Genomic DNA, 17,239 nt, shown 5'->3' with positions numbered 1-17,239 from the left:
TTACGAAAAGCATCCTGTTAAATAGGGTGCTTTTTTTATGAATTATTGTAACGAGGTTATATAATCTTTGGAACCATTTGAGACAAAAAAAGTGAGTGAAACAATCATTTGGATTATATTGGAATATTAAAAGTGATACATTATATTCGAAATACGTATTAAATCTTAAATTATAAACAAGACATACATCAGTAATTGCAAGATATATTTTCTCGATATTTTCAGAAAAATGTTGAGAAAATATATACTTGAGTTTTTGATAAGGCTTTGTAAATGAAGGTATCTACAGTTTATCTTCTTCAATTTTACAAAAAAGGAGTTTAAATGTGTAATGTAGGCACTTATTATTGCTTTTAGGTGTAATTGTATTGAGAATCACTAAAATATTTTGTCTGAAAAATAAAAATAGGTTGACAAGTTTATTGAGAAAGATTATCATTTCGATGTAAGAATATTAAATGAAAAACATTATCAATGAATAATATTTTAATGAAAAGTACACTTGACCAATTAGTTTAGTAAGTGTATTATTTTTTACATCGATAATGATAATCATTATCATTATTTGTTTAATTAGATTAATTTTCAAATGAAAGGATAGAGGAAATGAACTTAGGGGAATTTGATGGGAAAACGGTTTTAGTAACAGGTGCAGCCCAAGGTATAGGTAGTGTTGTTGCCAAAATGTTTTTAGAAAGAGGAGCTACAGTTATTGCGGTGGATCAAAATGAAGAGGAGTTAAAAGTACTCTTAAATCAAAATGAATTAAATGAAACACGTATGAAAACGTTTCATTTAGATGTGAGTAATAGCACATCTGTTGAAGATATAGTAAACCGTATCGAAAATGATATAGCACCAATAGATGTATTAGTAAATGTTGCTGGGGTTTTACGTATGGGAGCGATTCACTCTTTAAGTGATGAAGATTGGAATAAAACATTCTCTGTAAATTCTACAGGAGTTTTCTATATGTCCCGAGCAGTAAGTAAACATATGATGCAAAGAAAGTCTGGGGCAATTGTTACAGTTGGTTCAAATGCAGCAAATACTCCGAGAATGGAGATGGCAGCGTACGCCGCATCAAAAGCTGCAACGACGATGTTTATGAAGTGTTTAGGTTTAGAACTTGCAGCGTACAACATTCGCTGTAACTTAGTTTCTCCAGGTTCTACTGAAACTGAAATGCAAAGGTTACTATGGGCTGATGAGAATGGAGCAAAAAATATTATTGCTGGTTCTCAAAGTACATATAGACTCGGTATACCGTTACAAAAAATTGCACAGCCTTCAGAAGTTGCTGAAGCAGTATTGTTTTTAGCTTCAAATAAAGCAAGTCATATTACAATGCACAATTTATGTGTCGATGGCGGAGCTACATTAGGAGTTTAATAAAAAAATTAGGGGGCTACTATACTATGAATGAATTTACGGCTGTAAAGGAACTGTCAGAAAAATTATTAGAAGAATATAAGACTGAATCTTCTTTCTTTTTCGCTTCACCAACTCGAACAATATTGACAGAAGGGGAGTTTACTACAGTAAAGCATCGTGAAATTGAAAGTTTCCCAGAGCTTGTAAATGCGGTATTAAGTAATGCGAAACAAGCTGGAAATCCGAATCCTATCGTTGTTGGTGCTTTGCCATTTGATCGTAGAAAAGAAGTTCAACTTATCGTCCCAGAATATAGCAGAATTTCTGATCGTTTACAATTGGATACAACAAATCAGCTTGAAACACATGAGAACTTAACATTTGAAATGACGCCTGTACCAGATCCTAAAGTTTATATGGATGGTGTAAAGCAAGGGATTAAAAAAATACAGGACGGCGATTTAAAGAAAATCGTTCTATCCAGATCGTTAGATGTTGAATCTTCCGAAAAGATTGATAAGCAAAAACTTCTTCGAGAATTAGCAGAGCATAATAAGCACGGTTATACATTTGCTGTTAATTTACCAAAAGATGAAAACGAAAATAGTAAGACATTAATTGGAGCAAGTCCTGAATTACTCGTTTCCCGTAATGGTATGCAAGTTATTTCTAATCCGTTAGCTGGTTCAAGACCACGTAGTGATGATCCAGTAGAAGATAAAAGAAGAGCAGAGGAATTACTTTCTTCTCCAAAAGATTTACATGAACATGCGGTAGTAGTTGAAGCGGTTGCCGCTGCACTACGTCCATATTGTCATACACTACATGTTCCAGAAAAACCATCCGTTATTCATAGTGAAGCGATGTGGCATTTGTCCACTGAAGTGAAAGGTGAACTAAAGGATCCAAATACTTCTTCTTTGGAATTAGCAATTGCTCTTCATCCTACGCCAGCAGTTTGCGGAACACCGATGGAAGAAGCAAGAGAGGCGATTCAACAAATTGAACCATTTGACCGTGAATTCTTTACAGGAATGCTAGGATGGAGCGATTTAAATGGAGATGGTGAATGGATTGTTACAATTCGCTGTGCTGAAGTGCAAGAAAATACACTTCGTTTATATGCAGGGGCGGGAGTTGTTGCTGAGTCAAAACCAGAAGATGAGTTAGCAGAAACATCAGCTAAGTTCCAAACAATGCTGAAGGCTCTAGGGTTAAGAAATAATTCGCTGAATGAAAAATAGGGGGGAAGAAAGAATGGTAACAGGTTATACGGAATGGCCAAAAGAATTCACTGATCGCTATCGAGAAGAAGGGTGTTGGCTTGGTGAAACATTTGGCGAGATGTTAAGAGAACGTGCTGAAAAATATGGAGATCAAATTGCAGTTGTAAGTGGTAATTCGCATATGACATATAGTGAGCTTGATAAAAAAGTAGATCGCTTAGCATCAGGTTTACTGAATTTAGGAATAAAGCAAGAAGATCGAGTTGTAATCCAATTACCTAACATTATCGAGTTTTTCGAAATATGTTTTGCGCTATTTCGAATTGGAGCACTTCCTGTTTTTGCACTACCTCCACATCGAAGCAGTGAAATTAGTTATTTTTGTGAGTTTGGTGAGGCGAGTGCTTACGTTATTTCAGATAAGGCTCTCGGCTTTGATTATCGAAAACTAGCAAGAGAAGTGAAAGAGAAAGTACCAACTTTACAACATGTAATTGTAGTGGGAGAAGAAGAAGAGTTTGTGAACATAAGTGATCTGTATATAGATCCCGTTCCATTACCAGAAGTTCAGCCAAGTGATGTTGCGTTTCTTCAATTATCAGGAGGGACAACAGGACTTTCTAAATTAATTCCTAGAACACATGATGACTATATTTATAGTTTACGTGTTAGCGCTGAAATTTGTAATTTGAATACGGATAGCGTCTATATGGCAGTTCTTCCAGTAGCACACAATTACCCGATGAGTTCTCCAGGGACATTTGGAACTTTCTATGCGGGTGGAAAAGTAGTGTTAGCAACTGGAGGGAGTCCAGATGAGGCATTTGCTCTTATAGAAAAAGAAAAAGTAACGATTACAGCGCTCGTTCCACCATTAGCAATGATTTGGCTTGATGCTGCCTCTTCCCGTAATAACGATTTATCGAGCTTGCAAGTGATTCAAGTAGGTGGTGCGAAATTTAGTGCCGAAGTTGCGAAGCGTATTCGCCCTACATTTGGATGTACGTTACAGCAAGTGTTTGGTATGGCAGAAGGGTTAGTAAATTACACGAGATTAAATGATCCGGAAGAAATCATTATTCATACACAAGGGAGACCGATGTCTACATTCGATGAAGTACGGGTTGTTGATGAAAATGATAACGATGTAAAACCTGGTGAAGTGGGTAGTTTATTAACAAGAGGGCCCTATACAATTCGTGGCTATTATAAAGCAGAAGAGCATAATGCACGATCATTTACAAAGGATGGATTTTATCGCACTGGTGATCTTGTAAAAGTAAATGAACAAGGTTACATCATTGTAGAAGGTAGAGATAAAGATCAAATTAACCGTGGTGGTGAGAAAGTTGCTGCGGAAGAAGTTGAAAATCATCTATTAGCACATGATGCAGTACATGATGTAGCCATTGTATCAATGCCTGATGATTATTTAGGAGAACGTACTTGTGCCTTTGTTATAGCTCGAGGACAAGCTCCAACAATAAGCGAATTAAAAATGTTTTTAAGAGAACGCGGTATAGCAGCTTATAAGATTCCAGATCGAATTGAATTTATTGAATCATTCCCGCAAACAGGTGTTGGAAAGGTAAGCAAAAAAGAGTTACGTAAAGTCATTACTGAAAAACTTATTACGGTAAAACAATAAAAAATATAAAAATTGGAAGGAAGTGATTAGATGGCTATCCCATCTATTTCAGTATACAAAATGCCAGTTGAATCAGAACTACCAAAAAATAAAGTGAACTGGACACCAGATCCGAAACGTGCGGTTCTTCTAATCCATGACATGCAAGAATATTTTCTTGATGCATATAGCGATAAAGAATCACCAAAAGTAGAACTTATTTCAAATATTAAGGTGATAAGAGAAAAATGTAAGGAACTTGGTATACCAGTTGTTTATACAGCACAACCAGGTGGACAAACGTTAGAACAACGAGGGTTATTACAAGATTTCTGGGGGGACGGTATTCCTGCTGGACCAGATAAAAAGAAAATTGTCGGTGAACTTACTCCTGATGAGGATGATATATTCTTAACAAAATGGAGATATAGTGCATTTAAAAAGACAAATCTATTAGAAATTTTAAATGAACAGGGAAGAGATCAACTTATTATTTGCGGTATTTATGCGCATATCGGCTGCCTTTTAACAGCTTGCGAAGCATTTATGGATGGTATAGAGCCGTTCTTTGTAGCAGATGCAGTTGCTGATTTTTCATTAGAGCATCATAAACAAGCATTAGAGTATGCATCTAATAGATGTGCAGTAACGACATCAACAAACATACTGTTAAAAGATTTACAAAGTGTAAAAAATGATGAGATTGAAGGAATCACTATACAGGAAGTGCATGAACTAGTTGCACAACTACTTCGTGAGCCAGTAGAGAGTATTGATATTGATGAGGACTTATTAAATAGAGGACTTGATTCGGTCAGAATTATGAGTTTAGTAGAGAAGTGGCGTCGCGAAGGGAAAGAAATAACTTTTGCAGATTTAGCAGAACGTCCAACTGTTTCCGATTGGTACAGTTTACTATCTTCACAGACAGCACAGGTGCTGTAACAAATAGACTACATAATAAAGGGGTAGTAAAGAATGCCTAATAGTCAAAAGGTTCGTCATTCGTTATCATCTGCGCAGACTGGTATGTGGTTTGCACAGCAATTAGATCCGCTAAATCCGATTTATAATACTGGAGAATATGTTGAAATAAACGGAAATATTAATCAAGAAATTTTCGAATTAGCAGTACGTAAAGCTGTAACAGAAGCAGAAGTACTACATGTTCGTTTCGAAGAGGATGAAATTGGCCCATGGCAAGTTATTGAGAAATCGTCAAATTTTCATATGCATTTTATTGATGTTCGTAAAGAAGAAAATCCTGAAGAAGCTGCTAAAGTATGGATGAAAAATGATTTATCTATGCCAGTTGATTTGAAAAAAGATACATTATTTACTGAAGCACTTATTCAAGTTGAAAATAATCGTTTCTTTTGGTATCAGCGTATCCATCACATTGTGATGGATGGCTATGGATTTTCACTTCTTAGCCAAAAGGTAGCGAAAGAGTATACATCACATATTGAAGAGACAAAAAAGAATGAAAAGTCATTTGGTTCTCTTGCAAAAATTATACAAGAAGATATTGAGTATCGTGAGTCTAAACAAATTCAGGAAGATCGTACTTTTTGGTTAGAAAAATTTACGGATGAACCAGAAGTTGTAAGTTTGGCAGAACGAGCACCGAGAACATCAAATGGATTTTTACGAGAAACAGCTTATTTATCCAGTTCTAGCACGAAAACTTTACTAGAAGATATTAATATTTCATTAGCAAGTTGGCCAGAATTTATTGTCGCTGTAACAAGTATTTATATGCATAAACTAACAGGTGCAAATGATATTGTTTTAGGTTTACCAATGATGGGGCGACTAGGTTCTGCATCTATAAATACACCGAGTATGGTAATGAATTTAGTACCACTTCGTCTCACTGTAACTCCAAATATAACTGTTGCGGAATTATTACAGCAAGTTTCTAAAGAAATCAGGGACGTACGTCGTCATCATAAATACCGTCATGAGGAATTAAGAAGAGACTTAAAATTACTAGGTGAAAACCAAAGATTATTTGGACCGTTAGTGAATGTTATGCCTTTTGATTATGGGCTTAATTTTGCTAGGAATCGTGGTATTACACATAATTTATCAGCAGGACCTGTCGATGATTTATCGATAAATGTTTATAAACGTTTTGATGAAAATGAACTAATGATTCATTTTGATGCGAACCCGGAAGTATATAATAGTGCGGAACTAGCATTACATAAAGAAAGATTTATGAATGTATTTGAATTAGTGATAAATGATTATGAAAAAGACGTGTCGATTGGAAGTATAAACATTACTCTTCCTGAAGAAAATCATAAAGTTTTATTCGAATGGAATGAAACTAAGGAAGCTGAGGAGTTAATTTCTCTACCTATCTTATTTGCAAAACAAGTACAAAAAAATCCAAATAAAATAGCAGTTACTTGTAACGGAATAAATCTTACGTATAAAGAGCTAAATGAACGAGCGAATGAATTAGCGCACTATTTAGTAGAAGAAGGAATTGGGCCAAATCAGTTTGTAGCTTTAGTATTTCCAAGATCAACAGAAATGGTAATTAGTATGCTAGCAGTTTTAAAGGCTGGTGCAGCGTATTTACCGATAGATCCAGAATATCCAGCTGAGCGAATAAATTATATAGTAAATGATGCAAAACCAGTTTGTATCATCACACATTCATCTGTTTCATTAACTTTAGTTATAGAAAATGATATAAAAAAAATCGAATTAGATAGTGCAGAAACAGAACTAGCGTTAAAAGCATATTCTCATATAAATCTACCATTTAGAAATGATGAGTCACTTTTAAAGCCTGCGTATACAATTTACACTTCAGGCTCAACCGGCAATCCAAAAGGTGTAATTGTTCCTATGAGAGCTTTAAGTAACTTTTTATTGGCTATGGACGATATGTTTTCACTAAATGAAAACGATCATTTAATAGCAGTTACAACGTTTGCGTTTGATATTTCAGCTCTAGAAATTTATTTACCTCTTATTAGTGGTGCAAGTTTAACAATCGCACAAAAAGAAGTAATTCAAGAACCTTCTGCGTTAACTGCATTGTTACAAGAAGAAAGAGTAACAATTATGCAAGCTACACCAACGCTTTGGCAGGCGTTAGTAACGGAATATCCAGAGAGGCTACAAGGGCTAAAAGCGCTCGTTGGTGGTGAAGCACTTCCAGCTCATTTAGCAAATACATTAAAAGAATTAGGTTGCTCTATTACAAACTTATATGGACCTACTGAAACGACTATTTGGTCTACTGTCATGAACATTGATGAAAATGAAATTGGTATACCTCCTATTGGAAAACCGATTTGGAGTACAGATGTGTATGTATTAGATGCAGGTTTACAACCAGTACCACCTGGAGTAATTGGTGAATTATATATTGCGGGGGAAGGGCTTGCGAACGGATATTTAGGAAAACCAGAGTTAACGGCTGAACGGTCTGTTGCAAATCCTTATGGAGAACGAGGGGAGCGCATGTACCGTACTGGTGATCTAGTAAAATGGCGCAATGATGGTGTGCTAGAATATGTGAGCCGCGCAGATCATCAAATTAAAATTCGCGGTTTCCGAATTGAGTTAGCTGAAATTGAAATGGTCTTACAACGACATGAAAATGTTAAGCAAGCAGTGGTAATGGTACGAGAAGACCGCCCGAATGATAAACGAATCGTTGCGTATATTGTTGCCGAAGATAAGGAAACAATTAATCTTGCAGAAATGCGTTCTTATGTTTCAGAAAGTTTAGCGAATTATATGGTGCCATCAGCATTTGTGTTGCTAGAAGAATTACCATTAACGCCAAATGGTAAGGTTGATAGAAAGAAATTGCCTGCTCCAGATTTTAATGGAACAAACAATGAGAGAGTTGCTAGAAATCCGAAAGAAGAAATATTATGTGATTTATTTGCGGAAGTACTTGGTGTTTCTCGCATTAGTATTGATGATAATTTCTTTGAAATGGGTGGCCATTCGCTTCTTGCATCTCGTTTAATGGCAAGAATTCGTGAAACGTTAAGTGTCGAATTAGGAATTGGGAAACTATTTGAATCTCCAACTGTTGCTGAACTAGCGAAACAATTAGATCAAGCAAAAAGTGCAAGACCAGCAATTAAGAAAGTAAGTAGACCAAATGAAGTTCCACTTTCATTTGCACAGCGTAGGTTATGGTTCTTAAATTGTTTAGAAGGTCCAAGTCCTACTTATAATATTCCATTAGTCATTCGTATTTCTGGAAAGTTGAACGAGGAATCATTGCAAGGTGCCTTTTATGATGTAGTTGAGAAACATGAAACACTTAGAACGATTTTCCCTAACGTATTAGGTAGTTCCTATCAGAAAATTTTAGATATGGAAAATTTAAATCTAGAGATGATAATAACAAAAACATGTAAAGATGAATTAGAAAGTGTGCTTGCAGAGGCGGTACGATATAGCTTTAACCTCGATATTGAACCAGCAGTTCGTTTGGAACTTTTTACAGTGAGTGAAAATGAACATGTATTACTAATGCTATTACACCATATTGTAGGGGATGGCTGGTCATTACAACCGTTAACGAGAGATTTTACAGCGGCATATAAAGCACGATGTCAAGGTAACAGAGTTCAGCTAGAGACACTTCCAGTTCAATACGCAGATTATGCACTTTGGCAACAACAGTTGCTTGGTGATGAAACTACAGAAGAGAGTCTTATTTCAACACAATTAGAGTTTTGGAAGAAAGAGCTAGAGGGGTTACCAGATCAATTGGAGTTACCTACAGATTATCAGCGTCCAATTGAAACGAGTTATCGAGGAGAAACAATTCATTTTCAAATAGATGCGGGTATGCATAGTAGGTTAGTAGAACTTGCACGGAAAAACGGAGTTAGTTTGTTTATGGTGTTGCAAGCAGGACTTAGTGCGTTATTTACAAGATTAGGTGCAGGTACTGACATACCAATCGGTAGTCCGATTGCTGGAAGGAACGATGATGCACTCTCTGACATAGTCGGTTTATTTGTAAATACATTAGTGTTACGTACAAATACAGCAGGAGATCCAAGTTTTAAAGAATTATTGAATAGAGTGAAGCAAGTAAATCTTGCAGCTTATGAAAATCAAGATGTGCCATTTGAACGACTTGTTGAAGTGTTAAACCCAGTACGTACTCGAAATAGTCATCCGCTGTTTCAAGTTATGTTAGCTTTCCAAAATACGCCAGAAGCAACGTTTGATGCTCCTGATATAGAAGCGAACCTTGAAATTCAAAGCGTCGGCTCTGCAAAATTTGATCTAACATTTGAAATTAGCGAGAGTAACGGCGTTGATGGTACTCTAAACGGCTTACACGGATTATTAGAGTTTAGTACGGATTTATATAAACGTGAAACGGTGCAAAAATTAATAGAACGATACATTTTGTTATTAGATGATGCAGTAGAGAATCCGGATCAATCAATTGGTAGATTAGAAATTTTAACGTTAGCAGAGAAAAATACAGTGTTAGAAAAGTGGAATGGTGGTTTTCAAATTGTACCAGAAATGACATTATCACAATTATTTGAAAAGCAGGCTCATATAAATCCAAATGCTATTGCTGTCGTCTTTGAAGATGAAAAGTTAACTTATGAAGAGTTAAATAAAAAAGCGAATAGAATAGCTCGTTTGTTAATAGCAAAAGGAATTGGTCCTGATCAACTCGTTGCTTTAGCAATGCCGAGATCTTTACATATGGTTGTGAGTTTACTTGCGGTTCTTAAAGCAGGAGCAGGTTATCTTCCATTAGATCCAGATTACCCATCTGATCGTATTTCATTTATGCTCCACGATGCGAAACCATCATGTGTTTTAACAAATTCAGATGTGGAAGTTGAATGTGATGAAGAACTGAAAATTTTAGTTGATGATGAAAAAGTAATAAAAGAAATTGAGAAATATAGTGAAGATAATATTGATGAAATGGAGCGTGTGAAGCCGTTAACTCCATCACATATTGCTTACGTTATTTATACGTCAGGCTCAACAGGTAGACCGAAAGGCGTTATGATACCTCATCAAAACGTAGTAAGACTTTTAGGAGCAACTGATCATTGGTTCCAATTTGACGCAGACGATGTTTGGACGATGTTCCATTCATACGCTTTTGATTTCTCAGTTTGGGAAATTTGGGGGCCTTTATTATATGGAGGGCGTCTAGTCGTGGTACCACATACTGTAAGTCGTTCACCGAAAGAATTTTTACAACTTCTTGTTAAGGAAAAGGTTACTGTTTTAAACCAAACTCCATCAGCGTTCTATCAATTGATGCAAGCGGATCGTGAAAATGAAGAGATTGGTCAAACATTATCTTTACGATATGTTGTTTTTGGAGGAGAAGCACTTGAGCTAAGTCGATTAGAAGATTGGTATAGTCGACATCCTCAAAATGCACCGAAGCTTATTAATATGTACGGTATTACAGAGACGACAGTACATGTTAGTTATATTGAGTTAGATGAGAATATTGTTTCTTTACGCGCGAATAGCTTAATTGGTTGCAGTATACCAGACCTTAAAGTATACGTATTAGACAACTACTTACAACCAGTGCCACCTGGAGTAGTTGGAGAAATGTATGTTGCTGGTGCAGGGCTTGCTCGTGGGTATTTAGGAAGAGCAGGATTAACTGCTGAGCGCTTTATCGCAGATCCATTTGGTAAGCCTGGTACAAGAATGTATCGTACAGGAGACTTAGCGCGTTGGCTTAAAGATGGGACGCTAGATTATATAGGGCGTGCAGATCAGCAAATAAAAATTCGTGGATTCCGAATTGAATTAGGTGAAATAGAAGCGGTCATAATGAAACACCCTAAAATTCAGCAAGTAGCCGTTATTGTACGGGAAGATCAACCAGGGGATAAACGGTTAGTTTCTTATATCATCGCATCTAATAATGAAATGATTGATACGAATGAAATGCGTCAGTATGCTGGAGGCAGTTTACCAGATTACATGGTTCCGTATGCTTTTGTAGTAGTAAATGAGTTACCTTTAACTCCAAACGGTAAATTAGATAGAAAGGCATTGCCAGCTCCAGAATTTATCGCATCATCTTCTAGTCGTGGACCAAGAACACCGCAAGAAGAAATGTTATGTGACTTATTTACAGAGATTTTAAGTGTACCTCAAATTGGAATTGATGACGGATTCTTTGATTTAGGTGGTCATTCACTTCTTGCGGTGCAGCTTATGAGCCGAATTAAAGAAGCGCTTGGAGTGGAATTAAATATCGGAACTTTATTTGCAGCACCAACCGTTGCGGGATTAGCTGAGAGACTTGAAATGGGAAATGGTCAAAGTGCACTTGATGTGTTGCTTCCATTACGATCGGGTGGAGACCAATTACCACTATTTTGTGTACACCCCGCAGGGGGATTAAGTTGGTGCTATGCAGGACTTATGAAATCTTTAGGAACAGATTATCCAATCTACGGTGTCCAAGCACGTGGTATCGCTAAAAATGAAGAACTTCCAAAAAGTTTAGAGGAGATGGCGGCGGATTATTTAAAACACGTTCGTGAAGTACAGCCTCACGGACCATATCGTTTACTCGGTTGGTCGCTCGGAGGAAATGTTGTGCATGCAATGGCAGCTCAACTACAAAGTGAAGGGGCAGAAGTAGAATTACTCGTTATGCTGGATTCTTATCCTGGTCACTTCTTACCGAATACGGAAGCACCTACTGAAGAAGAAGCGTTAATCGCATTACTTGCTTTAGGTGGATATGATCCAGATAACATGGATGGTAAACCACTTACGATGGAAAGTGCGGTTGAAATACTTCGTAAAGATGGAAGTGCATTAGCAAGTCTTGAAGAAGAGACTATTTTGAACTTGAAAGAAACGTATGTAAATTCGGTAGGGTTGTTAGGGAAATATGTACCGAAAGTGTATAACGGAGATATTTTATTCTTTAGATCTACTGTTATACCAGACTGGTTTGATCCTATCTCTCCAAATACGTGGCTAAATTATTTAGATGGGGAAATTGTACAACACGATATTGAGTGTAGACATAAAGATTTATGTCAGCCAGGTCCGCTTACAGAAATAGGACAAGTATTAGCGAAATATTTGCAGAATAAGAAAGGGGTAAGTACAGTATGACGAATCCGTTTGAAAATGATAATTACACATATAAAGTATTAAAAAATGAGGAGGGCCAGTATTCTCTCTGGCCTGTCTTTCTCGATGTACCTATTGGGTGGAATGTCGTACATGAAGAAGCTAGTAGGCATGATTGCTTACAATATGTTGAGAATAACTGGACAGATTTGAATCCAAAAAGTAATCAAGTTGGCGAAAAAATATTAGTAGGAAAACGATAATGAAGGCAAAAATAAATCCAAAAGTAGTTGTAAGTATCGTATATATAACAGCGATGTTTATGGCTGCGATGGATGCAACAATTGTGAACGTAGCACTACAAACGATAAGTAAAGAACTACAAGTGCCTCCATCTGCAATGGGGACGGTTAATGTTGGGTATTTAGTTAGCTTAGCTGTTTTCCTTCCGATTTCTGGTTGGTTAGGAGATCGCTTCGGTACGAAAAGAGTATTTCTAAACGCTCTTTTCGTATTTACAACTGCCTCTGTATTATGTGGAATAGCGAACGATATTACTTCATTGAATATTTTTCGTATCATGCAAGGTGCTGGTGGGGGACTTTTAACACCAGTCGGGATGGCGATGTTATTCCGAACATTTTCACCAGAGGAAAGGCCGAAAATTTCACGGTTTATTGTGTTGCCAATTGCTGTCGCACCGGCAGTAGGACCGATTATTGGCGGTTTCTTTGTAGATCAAATGTCTTGGCGCTGGGCATTTTATATTAATTTACCGTTTGGAATCGTAGCGTTACTATTCGGTCTTCTATTTTTAAAAGAGCATATTGAAAAATCAGCTGGTCGCTTTGATTCTCTCGGTTTTGTTCTTTCAGCACCCGGATTTGCGATGCTAATCTATGCACTTAGTCAAGGGCCGTCAAAAGGATGGGCTTCCCCAGAGATTATAAGTACTGGAATAATTGGGACTGTATTCATTGCGTTGTTTATTATTGTAGAACTTAGAGTAAAGCAACCGATGTTAGATTTACGCTTATTAAAAGAACCAGTCTTTAGAAAAATGAGTCTTATTTCATTGTTTTCATCCGCTGGTTTACTAGGAATGTTGTTTATTTTTCCACTTATGTATCAAAATGTAATAGGAGTTTCCGCACTGGAATCAGGTCTTACAACGTTCCCTGAGGCGATTGGATTAATGATTTCTTCGCAGATTGTGCCATGGTCATATAAGAAATTAGGAGCCAGAAAGATAATTTCTATTGGATTAATTTGTACGGCGATTATCTTTGTTTTATTAAGTTTTGTAAATCACGATACGAGCCCTTGGCAAATACGTGCATTATTGTTTGGCATCGGTATTTTCTTAGGTCAGTCTGTTGGAGCAGTTCAATTTTCTGCATTTAATAATATTACGCCACCCTCTATGGGGAGAGCAACTACTATATTTAATGTGCAAAACCGATTAGGCTCTGCGATAGGAGTTGCTGTTTTAGCTAGTATACTAGCCGGTTTTGGAAATAATAGTGCACAAAATAATGCTCAGTCAGATTTCTTACCCTATCAAGCGGCATTAATTGGATCAGCAATATTTTTACTCGTAGCATTACTATTTTCTTTACGTATTTCTGATAAAGAAGTAATGTCAAAGAAGAAAGAAAAAATGTTATCCGTATCAAAAAAAGAGAAAGCACTTGTCAATGAATAACAACTGAAATTCGTTGTATAAAGGAGAGTTTACATGATAGAGAGTAAAGTTGTAGATTCTGTACCAACTTTGAATGAGAATAGTTGTCAAATATGGTGGGCAAGAATTTCAGATTTACAATCATGGCATTACAATTTACTAAATGACGTTGAACGAGAGAAAGCAAATTCATATCATCATTCGGCAGATCGTGCACGTTTTATAATAGGTTGCGTAATTAGTAGATTAGTTCTTGGGCAAATACTTTCTATTTCACCAGTTCAAGTACCAATTGATCGAATGTGCCCGGTATGTAAGTTACAACATGGCAGACCACAATTACCAGAAGGAATGCCGCAAATATCTGTTTCACATTCGGGTGAATGGGTTGTTGTTGCATTCACAAAGTCTGCACTTGTAGGCGTTGATGTTGAACAAATGAATCCAAATGTAGATGTTATGAAAATGGCAGAGGGCGTATTAACAGACTTTGAAATCGCGCAAGTTATGAAATTACCAGATGAACAGAAAATAGAAGGTTTTTTAACATATTGGACCCGAAAAGAAGCAGTACTAAAAGCGACAGGTGAAGGACTAATGATTCCACCAGTAGATATTACTGTATCAGCTCCCAATGATCCTCCAAACTTGTTGGTTTTTAAGTGTAGACAAGAGTTAGTAGAAACTACAAGGATGGAAGATATAAGACCAAGTGAAGATTATATGGCTTCCATTGCAATATTTAGTAAAGAAGTAACTGAAATTATGCAATTAGACGCAGTAGCGCTTTTAAATTATAAATAAGTTTAATAAAATATCTTATAGAAGAGGTGTTCCTCATGTTAGTAGCGGAAAATAGAAAAAATGAATTCACTTATAATGTACAAGCAATTAAAAATATTTTATTTTCTGGAGATATATCGTCTATTCATGCTTTAGAAAAGATTTTGAATGATACAGTTCAGTTTGATGTTCTCGAACAAGAGGTAATTGATAGACAGTACATCCCGAAAGAAGCAAAGAATTTCTTTGATAAAAACGGAACATTTCTTTACCGTGTATCCAATGTTAGTTATAAAGGAAAAGTATTATCTGAAAATCTCATTTTTGCGGACACTTCGTTTTTACCAAATATAATAAAGAGTGAGTTAGAGAGTGGAAACATTCCAGTTGAAAAACTTATAGAAAAGATGGAAGTAAGAAGGAACGTATTATATGAGGGATATCAGCCATCTGGAAATATTATTGAATTGTTTGATGGATGCTCTGTTATGGCGAATGTGTATCCAACTAGAAAATCTCAAATTGTAAGTAATTGCAAATGCATATTTTATATTTGTGAAGTGTATCATGCAGAAAATATAAAGGAATTACTTAAATAAAACAAGAAACCAGCCTATAAAATGGCTGGTTTCTTGTTTATTTCACAGCTTCTTTTAACTCTTTACCTGCTTTAAATGCTGGAACTTTACCAGCAGCGATTTGAATTTCTTCGCCAGTTTGTGGGTTACGTCCTGTACGAGCAGATCTTTCGCGCACTTCAAAAGTTCCAAAGCCAATCAATTGAACTTTATCGCCAGATTGTAATGCAGTGGCAATTGTGTCAAATACAGATTGTACAGCTGCAGAAGCATCTTTTTGAGAAATATCAGCTGATTGTGCTACATTTTTAATTAATTCTGTTTTGTTCATGTTTTCACCTCATAAAAAGTTTTTTAGAATGAATGTTTTAGTATAATGGATAGTATAGAGAAAGCTATTTATATGGTTAGAAAGAATACTATATAGTTATGTTAATTTCGTTGTAAGAGACTGAATCCCTGCTAATAATTAGGGATTAATTAAGAATTGATGTATAGAAAACGCTATAATATGAGGATGAGGGGGAGTATACGGATGATTTTTCGTGAAAAAGATGAGAAAGAAAGTATATTAATTCGTCAACATGATCATGGTTTTTTAGCTGGAGAAATTGCGAAGCATATAAAAAAAGATTTTTTTGAAGATGACGCATACTTAAAAGAGACTATTGATGCAATATATGAGCATGATAGAGGATGGATAGAACTTGATAAAGTACCAATTTTGAATGACGCTAAAAATATCCCATATACATTTATGGATTGTCCCAGTTCATTGCGCTTTGTTTTTTATATAATTGGTTTGAATGAAATTGAAGATTCGAATCCATACGGCGCATTACTTTGTAGTAAACATTTTTTATCCTTTCCATTAAATGAGGAAGATGAAGAGATGATTTCATTTTATACAGGGGAATTGGAACGACAAAAAAGAATATTGAAAACGTTAACAAAAGAACAATTTGCGATGTTTGATAAACATTATAGATTATTAAAGTTTTGCGATGAACTTTCTTTATATGTATGTATGAATAAACCTGGTGTAGAAAAAGAAGATGAAATTGATTTGTTTAAATATGGTTTTGAAGGAACAGAAATGTTTAATAGTAAGGAGGAGAAATCTATTCAAGCTGAATGGGTAGATGAGAAAACAATTCGAATTACACCGTTTCCATTTCAAACGGAATTTCATACGTATGTAAAATATAAAACTATAAATAAACGTGAAATTGAAGAAAAAGGAATTGCAAAAGCTGATAGAGAATCGGAAATGGAGAAACAAAATATTCGTTTCATACAATAGGGGGGCGATTTCGATTGAAAGAGCACATGTTAAAACAGGTTGATTACCATGCTTGGGCTAATATACGATTATTCAATCGACTAAAAGAATTACCAAACTATGAGACTATTTATAATGAACAGATACAGAGTGTATTTCCATCAATCAAAGATACTTTCGCGCATATTTATATTACAGATCAAGTGTGGTTACACATATTGCATGGTAAAAGTATGAATGAAGCAATACAAGACCGAGAAAATTTACGAAAACAAATCGAAACTAAATCGTTACATGAATTAGAAAAAATGTTTGAAAACATGGCAAAACAATATAAAGACTTTTTAATTACAATACAAGACGTGAATGCTGTGTTTGTTATTGAGAATCCATATGCAGGGAAATTAGAAACTTCAATTTTAGAGTTAGTACAACATGTCGTAAATCATGGTACATATCATAGAGGAAATATAACAGCGATGATTCGTCAACTTGGTCATTCATCGACAATGACGGATTTTGTGCTGTATTTACATATGGTGCAGAAGGAAGTGAAATAGGTAAAAAAAGAATGGCTTATTATAGATA

Annotated in this window: 12 protein-coding genes; 11 read left to right on the top strand and 1 reads right to left on the bottom strand. The window is 35.8% G+C overall.

Annotated elements, in window-relative coordinates; translation table 11 throughout:
* Positions 1 to 606: 606 nt before the first annotated feature.
* From dhbA to ACTFOB_RS02665, 9 genes are read left to right on the top strand one after another with little or no spacing between them, the layout of a single operon-like run.
* Complete coding sequence (dhbA, locus tag ACTFOB_RS02705) at positions 607 to 1,392, top strand: 2,3-dihydro-2,3-dihydroxybenzoate dehydrogenase (RefSeq protein WP_151630310.1); 786 nt, start codon at positions 607 to 609, stop codon at positions 1,390 to 1,392.
* A gap of 26 nt (positions 1,393 to 1,418) precedes the next feature.
* The gene (gene dhbC / locus ACTFOB_RS02700) at positions 1,419 to 2,618 is read left to right on the top strand and encodes an isochorismate synthase DhbC (RefSeq protein ID WP_440024377.1); all 1,200 of its coding nucleotides are present in this window, start codon (positions 1,419 to 1,421) and stop codon (positions 2,616 to 2,618) included.
* Between the two features lie 13 nt (positions 2,619 to 2,631).
* On the top strand, positions 2,632 to 4,248 hold the full coding sequence (locus tag ACTFOB_RS02695) for a (2,3-dihydroxybenzoyl)adenylate synthase (protein ID WP_440024376.1): 1,617 nt from the start codon (positions 2,632 to 2,634) through the stop codon (positions 4,246 to 4,248).
* 30 nt (positions 4,249 to 4,278) lie between these two features.
* Entirely contained in the window at positions 4,279 to 5,172 is an 894-nt protein-coding gene (locus tag ACTFOB_RS02690; RefSeq protein WP_440024374.1) for an isochorismatase family protein, read from the top strand.
* 33 nt (positions 5,173 to 5,205) lie between these two features.
* On the top strand, positions 5,206 to 12,366 hold the full coding sequence (locus tag ACTFOB_RS02685) for an amino acid adenylation domain-containing protein (protein ID WP_440024372.1): 7,161 nt from the start codon (positions 5,206 to 5,208) through the stop codon (positions 12,364 to 12,366).
* Positions 12,363 to 12,587: an MbtH family protein gene (locus ACTFOB_RS02680; protein WP_440024371.1), complete on the top strand. Its 225-nt coding sequence runs from the start codon at positions 12,363 to 12,365 to the stop codon at positions 12,585 to 12,587. Before ACTFOB_RS02685 ends, ACTFOB_RS02680 begins: the two co-directional genes overlap by 4 nt.
* Positions 12,587 to 14,029, top strand: coding sequence for an MDR family MFS transporter (locus ACTFOB_RS02675; RefSeq protein ID WP_440024370.1), 1,443 nt, complete (start codon positions 12,587 to 12,589; stop codon positions 14,027 to 14,029). The genes ACTFOB_RS02680 and ACTFOB_RS02675 overlap by 1 nt, the downstream gene beginning before the upstream one ends.
* A 33-nt stretch (positions 14,030 to 14,062) precedes the next feature.
* Complete coding sequence (sfp, locus tag ACTFOB_RS02670; RefSeq protein ID WP_440024369.1) at positions 14,063 to 14,812, top strand: 4'-phosphopantetheinyl transferase Sfp; 750 nt, start codon at positions 14,063 to 14,065, stop codon at positions 14,810 to 14,812.
* 35 nt (positions 14,813 to 14,847) lie between these two features.
* Positions 14,848 to 15,390: a cold-shock protein gene (locus ACTFOB_RS02665; protein ID WP_440024368.1), complete on the top strand. Its 543-nt coding sequence runs from the start codon at positions 14,848 to 14,850 to the stop codon at positions 15,388 to 15,390.
* A 37-nt stretch (positions 15,391 to 15,427) separates the two neighbouring features.
* On the opposite strand, the gene ACTFOB_RS02660 is transcribed toward ACTFOB_RS02665, so the two are convergent.
* On the bottom strand, positions 15,428 to 15,700 hold the full coding sequence (locus ACTFOB_RS02660) for an HU family DNA-binding protein (protein WP_001043907.1): 273 nt from the start codon (positions 15,698 to 15,700) through the stop codon (positions 15,428 to 15,430).
* A 204-nt stretch (positions 15,701 to 15,904) separates the two neighbouring features.
* Here ACTFOB_RS02660 and ACTFOB_RS02655 point away from each other — a divergent pair, with 204 nt between their 5' ends.
* Both ACTFOB_RS02655 and ACTFOB_RS02650 read left to right on the top strand, forming a co-directional pair.
* Entirely contained in the window at positions 15,905 to 16,672 is a 768-nt protein-coding gene (locus tag ACTFOB_RS02655; protein ID WP_440024366.1) for a DUF3891 family protein, read from the top strand.
* A gap of 14 nt (positions 16,673 to 16,686) precedes the next feature.
* Complete coding sequence (locus ACTFOB_RS02650; RefSeq protein WP_440024364.1) at positions 16,687 to 17,211, top strand: DinB family protein; 525 nt, start codon at positions 16,687 to 16,689, stop codon at positions 17,209 to 17,211.
* Positions 17,212 to 17,239 lie beyond the last annotated feature (28 nt).

The organism is Bacillus cereus group sp. MYBK79-1 (assembly GCF_051915365.1).
GTDB lineage: Bacteria > Bacillota > Bacilli > Bacillales > Bacillaceae_G > Bacillus_A.
This window is presented reverse-complemented; position numbering and strand designations above follow the sequence as displayed.

Bases quoted from the DNA above. Each gene is read 5' to 3' on its own strand.
- ACTFOB_RS02685 (WP_440024372.1), top strand. From the start codon at position 5,206: ATGCCTAATAGTCAAAAGGTTCGTCATTCGTTATCATCTGCGCAGACT.
- ACTFOB_RS02680 (WP_440024371.1), top strand. From the start codon at position 12,363: ATGACGAATCCGTTTGAAAATGATAATTACACATATAAAGTATTAAAA.
- ACTFOB_RS02695 (WP_440024376.1), top strand. From the start codon at position 2,632: ATGGTAACAGGTTATACGGAATGGCCAAAAGAATTCACTGATCGCTAT.
- ACTFOB_RS02690 (WP_440024374.1), top strand. From the start codon at position 4,279: ATGGCTATCCCATCTATTTCAGTATACAAAATGCCAGTTGAATCAGAA.
- ACTFOB_RS02660 (WP_001043907.1), bottom strand. From the start codon at position 15,700: ATGAACAAAACAGAATTAATTAAAAATGTAGCACAATCAGCTGATATT.
- ACTFOB_RS02655 (WP_440024366.1), top strand. From the start codon at position 15,905: ATGATTTTTCGTGAAAAAGATGAGAAAGAAAGTATATTAATTCGTCAA.
- dhbC (WP_440024377.1), top strand. From the start codon at position 1,419: ATGAATGAATTTACGGCTGTAAAGGAACTGTCAGAAAAATTATTAGAA.
- dhbA (WP_151630310.1), top strand. From the start codon at position 607: ATGAACTTAGGGGAATTTGATGGGAAAACGGTTTTAGTAACAGGTGCA.
- sfp (WP_440024369.1), top strand. From the start codon at position 14,063: ATGATAGAGAGTAAAGTTGTAGATTCTGTACCAACTTTGAATGAGAAT.
- ACTFOB_RS02665 (WP_440024368.1), top strand. From the start codon at position 14,848: ATGTTAGTAGCGGAAAATAGAAAAAATGAATTCACTTATAATGTACAA.
- ACTFOB_RS02675 (WP_440024370.1), top strand. From the start codon at position 12,587: ATGAAGGCAAAAATAAATCCAAAAGTAGTTGTAAGTATCGTATATATA.